This window comes from Borreliella japonica (assembly GCF_900099615.1).
Lineage (GTDB): Bacteria > Spirochaetota > Spirochaetia > Borreliales > Borreliaceae > Borreliella > Borreliella japonica.
The window spans coordinates 1-4,618 of record NZ_FMTE01000018.1; the positions used below are offsets into that span (position 1 = coordinate 1).

6 protein-coding genes are annotated in these 4,618 nt (G+C 22.7%); all 6 read left to right on the forward strand.

Going from position 1 to position 4,618, the window contains the following annotated elements; translation table 11 throughout:
• Nucleotides 1-223 precede the first annotated feature (223 nt).
• Nucleotides 224-1,192 carry a plasmid maintenance protein gene (locus tag BLO14_RS05530; RefSeq protein ID WP_091973869.1) on the forward strand — a complete coding sequence of 323 codons (969 nt, stop codon included), beginning with the start codon at nucleotides 224-226 and terminating at the stop codon, nucleotides 1,190-1,192.
• Nucleotides 1,185-1,775 carry a DUF226 domain-containing protein gene (locus tag BLO14_RS05535; RefSeq protein ID WP_091973872.1) on the forward strand — a complete coding sequence of 197 codons (591 nt, stop codon included), beginning with the start codon at nucleotides 1,185-1,187 and terminating at the stop codon, nucleotides 1,773-1,775. Before BLO14_RS05530 ends, BLO14_RS05535 begins: the two co-directional genes overlap by 8 nt.
• Complete coding sequence (locus tag BLO14_RS05540) at nucleotides 1,748-2,485, forward strand: ParA family protein (RefSeq protein ID WP_091973875.1); 738 nt, start codon at nucleotides 1,748-1,750, stop codon at nucleotides 2,483-2,485. Before BLO14_RS05535 ends, BLO14_RS05540 begins: the two co-directional genes overlap by 28 nt.
• A 45-nt stretch (nucleotides 2,486-2,530) precedes the next feature.
• Entirely contained in the window at nucleotides 2,531-3,127 is a 597-nt protein-coding gene (locus tag BLO14_RS05545) for a chromosome replication/partitioning protein (protein WP_091973878.1), read from the forward strand.
• Between the two features lie 158 nt (nucleotides 3,128-3,285).
• The gene (locus BLO14_RS06180) at nucleotides 3,286-3,480 is read left to right on the forward strand and encodes a chromosome replication/partitioning protein (RefSeq protein ID WP_236736414.1); all 195 of its coding nucleotides are present in this window, start codon (nucleotides 3,286-3,288) and stop codon (nucleotides 3,478-3,480) included.
• Nucleotides 3,481-4,274: 794 nt separating this feature from the next.
• The gene (locus tag BLO14_RS06185) at nucleotides 4,275-4,451 is read left to right on the forward strand and encodes a hypothetical protein (RefSeq protein ID WP_236736413.1); all 177 of its coding nucleotides are present in this window, start codon (nucleotides 4,275-4,277) and stop codon (nucleotides 4,449-4,451) included.
• Nucleotides 4,452-4,618: the final 167 nt, after the last annotated feature.

The following is a 4,618-nucleotide window of genomic DNA, read 5'->3' on the forward strand; positions in this document are numbered from 1 at the left end:
AGCACGAAAGCGGGAAAAGGACATATTATCAAGTAAACAACTATTTCTATAATCTTCGATTTAAAAATAGTTGTTCAACGCTTTACAAAAGCAATTAAGATCTTCTTAAATATTTTTAAGTGCAAACATATATATTAAATATAAAATATTAAAATAAGGGTTGACATTTTAAAATATTTTATACACAATAATGTTTATTAATGCAAATAAATAGGAGATTAAAATGGCATTAAATTTACTTAACCACAAATACAAGACCAATACTAATAAGCTGATTTCAAAAGACTCTAGACTCAAGAAAATTATTTCAGTAATTAATTACTTAAATAAAAGTTTTAAAGAAAAATATGACCTTTCAATACATAAAGTTCATTTTAATTCTGAAAAACTAAAAGAACTTCATCCTCATAATCAAAGAGACATACTTAGAGTTTTAAACTCAAATATAAATAAAGAAGGATATAAGCCAACTGTAATAAGAACTTTAAGAGAAGACTTAAGATTTTTAATTCGCATAAAAGCAATTGAAAAAAAAATAATAACATTCTCAAACAACCTAAGAAGGTTTAAAGGAAAACTATGCATATACAAGGTATCACCTATTACATATAAGTTAATCGATGATTATTTCAACGACACTAAAGCAGACCTCTATAGGAAAGTAAAAAAAGAAAAAGACAATCTTGGCGCTGAAAATGTCACTGAAAATGTCACTGAAAATGTCACTGTATATAATAATAATAATAACGATATATATAATAAGAATTCTACCAACTCTCTTTTTAAAAAAAATTATAAAAAGAAAAATATTTTAGAAAAAACTTTAAAATTACCGAAAGAAATAACCAAAGAGATAAAAAAAATAGTGAAACATACTAAAAATCCAGAAAAAACTTATAAAAATACACTATTTAATTTAAAAGATTTTTTTAACTATTTATCATTTGATTATAAAAAAGAAGATATTTTATCGTTCTTTTTAAGTAAACTTAAAGAATATAGAAATAAAATTCATTTTATGAGGCAATATGCTGCATATAAAACAGACTTTTACTTACTTGCAGGAGAATTTAAAGATATTTATAATACTAAATGGAAAGTAAATAAAATAACCAGTTTCAATGGACATGCAAAACATATAGCTAATAACATTTTAAATAAAATTTTAAAAAAAGGAGCCAAAGTTGAGTAACTTATTAGAAAAATTAAAAGAAAGGAAAAAAGAAATAATAAATAAAAAAAAACAAAAATATAATGAAAATATAAATAAAGAATCAAAAGAAAAAACTGCTTTTTCTAGAATTGAAGAAATAAATGATAAAAAAGTATATTACACAAAAATCTTTAAACATTTGGTAAAATTTAGAATTACCAATAAAAACAATAAATTAAATTTAACTTTTCAAAAACTTGATAATAAAAGAAAATATTATTTATTCAATCTCTTTTCTCTGAAAGAAAATAATAAATTCCTGGGAATAAAATATGGATGGGACAAATTAGAAAAGCCTTTTTTTTTACGAAAAGATAATAAATCTTATGTGATAGAAAAACTTTATTACTTAGAATTTAAATTTAGCAAAGGTTCTATTAAGTGTTATGTTGAGTCTCTTAGAACATTATTAAGAAAAAAAGACAAAGAAAATACTAAATATTATTGTTTTAATTTAGAACATATAAAAAAAATGGAAACCACAGTATATAAATTTTATAATAAAAAGTTAAAAGGTGAAGGAGTAATATATAAATGGATAGAAAAAAATCAAATATCATAACAATGGCAAATCTTAAGGGAGGCGTGGGTAAAAGCACATTATCAATACTCTTTTCTTATGTATTAAAATATTTGGGGAAAAAAGTATTACTTATTGATATGGATTCACAAAACGCAGTAACTTCATACTTTAGAAAATATGTTTTTAATTTTGGTAAAAATAATATTTATAATTTGTTAATAGGTAACGCTTATTTTGACCAATGTGTATACAAAATTAATGACTTTATTTCTATAATTCCATCACATCCTTCTCTTGATGAATTTAATTATGAAAATATGGATAATAAGGAAAATTTATTGAGCTTTTGTTTAGATAAAAATATTTTAAACTATAACTTTGATTATATTTTGATTGATACGCCCCCTAGTTTTAGTTTTATTTTAAAAAACGCATTAAATGTCACAAATCACATTGTTATTCCAGTTCAACCTGAAACATGGTCAATAGAAAGTTTAGAAATATTAATACAAAAAATTATAGACAAAAGTTACAATATTTCAATTGTTGTCAATCAATTTATTAAAAATAGGAATATCCTTAAGGAAGTTGAAGATGCCTTATATATGCGATATAGCAATTATATAAAAGGTAAAATTCATTATTATAATAGCATAAAAGTTTTTATAATCAATCGTTTAGAACCAGACTTAAAGAGCAAATATTACAAAGAATCAAAAAATGTATTAAAAAATATCTTAAATTTATAACATTTTTTTATATTCCCCCGGGGAACTTAAAAAAGGGAGTTTAAAATGAAAATAAAAGCTGAAAAAGATAAAGAAGAATTATTTATCAATCGTTTTGGGAATTATAATGAAGAGACAAATTTAAAAGACGATCGAGAAAAAGAACTGTTAAATTATAGCAATCTAAAAGAACAACTTAAATACAATCTAAAAGATGATATTAATAATAAAATTCAAAGAATGAAAATATTGTATGAAATCAAACAAAAAGAATTATATAAATACGATGGTTTTGCTCATTTTAATGATTTTATAAAATCTTTTGAAGTCGCAAAAAGTCAAGCTTATAGATATTTAAAAATTTATCAAAAAGTTTTAGAGGGAAAAGTATCCATTGATAAAATAAAAAAAGTGGGCTTTAAAGCTGTATTAAGAGATATAGATGGCAAAAGGTTTTTAAGCGAAGATATCTATAGTAAATCCAAAGATACCAATGGAAGTATTCCCATTAGAATTTTAGTAAAAGATAAAGAATTGTATGATTTTTGTAAACAAGATTCTAAAAGATTGTACTTTATTATTGAAAAAATTTATAAAGACAAAAAGGAAATTTTATCTGAGCTAATAATTGAGTATGAAAAACATAAAAGACAAAACCATTGATTTAAAATATATAATATGATATTATTTAATTAGGTTAGGAATTTAGTTCCAACACTATTTATTTGCTGTAAACGGAATTGCCCATATAGGGCCTTTTTGATATATACAATTCCAATCTAAAGTATTGTTTATTAATAAAAATTCTATACGAAATTAAAATAAGAGAACTTTATAAATACTATGGTTTTAAAAGTTTTAATGGTTTTGTAAAGTCTTTTATAGTTGCCAAAACTCAAGCTTATTCTTACTTAAAACTTTATGCAAAAGTTTTGGAGGGTGGTTTATTTATTGATAAGATTAAGGAATTGGTACTTGAAAATATAAAAAATATATGTTTAGAAAAAAATCATTAAATTTAAACAACAATATAAGTAAGTAAATTAGATAATAAGAATATTCCTATTAGAATTTTATGATTGATAAAGAATTATATGAGTTTTTAAAACAAGATATAAAAAGAGTAAATTATATCTCAACTAAATACAATAATGAAAGAAAGTAAACTAAAAGTAAATTTTGTTAAGCTAATGATATTATTTTAAATAAAAATCTTAGTTTTTATTTAAATTTATTTTTTATTCTCTAGCAAGAAATAAGATTTTTATAATTTTATATGTTCATTAACATCGATACTTGATTTTAAGATTGCTTGGTAAAATAGTGGCTTGAGTTTTATGCCAAATATTTGTTTTTCTTCACTATAATCTTCTTCAAGGTACTGTAAATAATAATATTATAAAAAATAATTTAGCTATGTTTTCTTTTTTTCATTATTTTCTTTATTGAACAATAAAATAAAAGCTTTTCACAATAGTGCAAAAATATAAATCTTTCCAATAAATTTTTTGCTCCACAAAAAGCCAAATAAATAAGATTTTAGAGTATCTTTTGTTATAATTATTTTTGTATTTTGCTGTTAAGAATTGTTTTTATTGATATCACTTTTTAAGTTTCGTTTTTTATATTAAATTGAAAAAAAATGCAAATAAACAAGTTATATAAGGTATGCAATGTACATGCATAGCAATATATTGACTTTATAAAATGCGAGGTTGTTTAAAATGAGCTATGCCGATTTTTTTACTAAAAAAATACAATTTCTGATAATTTGAAATTTAGTGTGGTTGAGTATTGTGTTCTAAGTGATATGCACCGGGTTATAGACCAATTAAAAAATAATTCTTTAGAGTATCAACCCGATGACTCTAATTCTTTAGCACATCAATCTGATGGCTCTAGTTTTTTATGGCCCTTGTTTGAAGACTATGATGAAAAGGATTTTGACGAGTTTTTCACAAGATTGGGCCTCAATAGGTCTAAATAGTTGATCAATTTATTTCTCAAATTGAAAACGCGCGTAAGCAATAGTTTATTTGAAACAGAAGTTTTTTTATGTGTGGGGAGATGGATTTTCTTCCTAAAATATAATTTGAGTTACTTGAATGTGCTAAGCGGATTTTAACAATTCTTGAGAAAAGATAAAATTGGTAT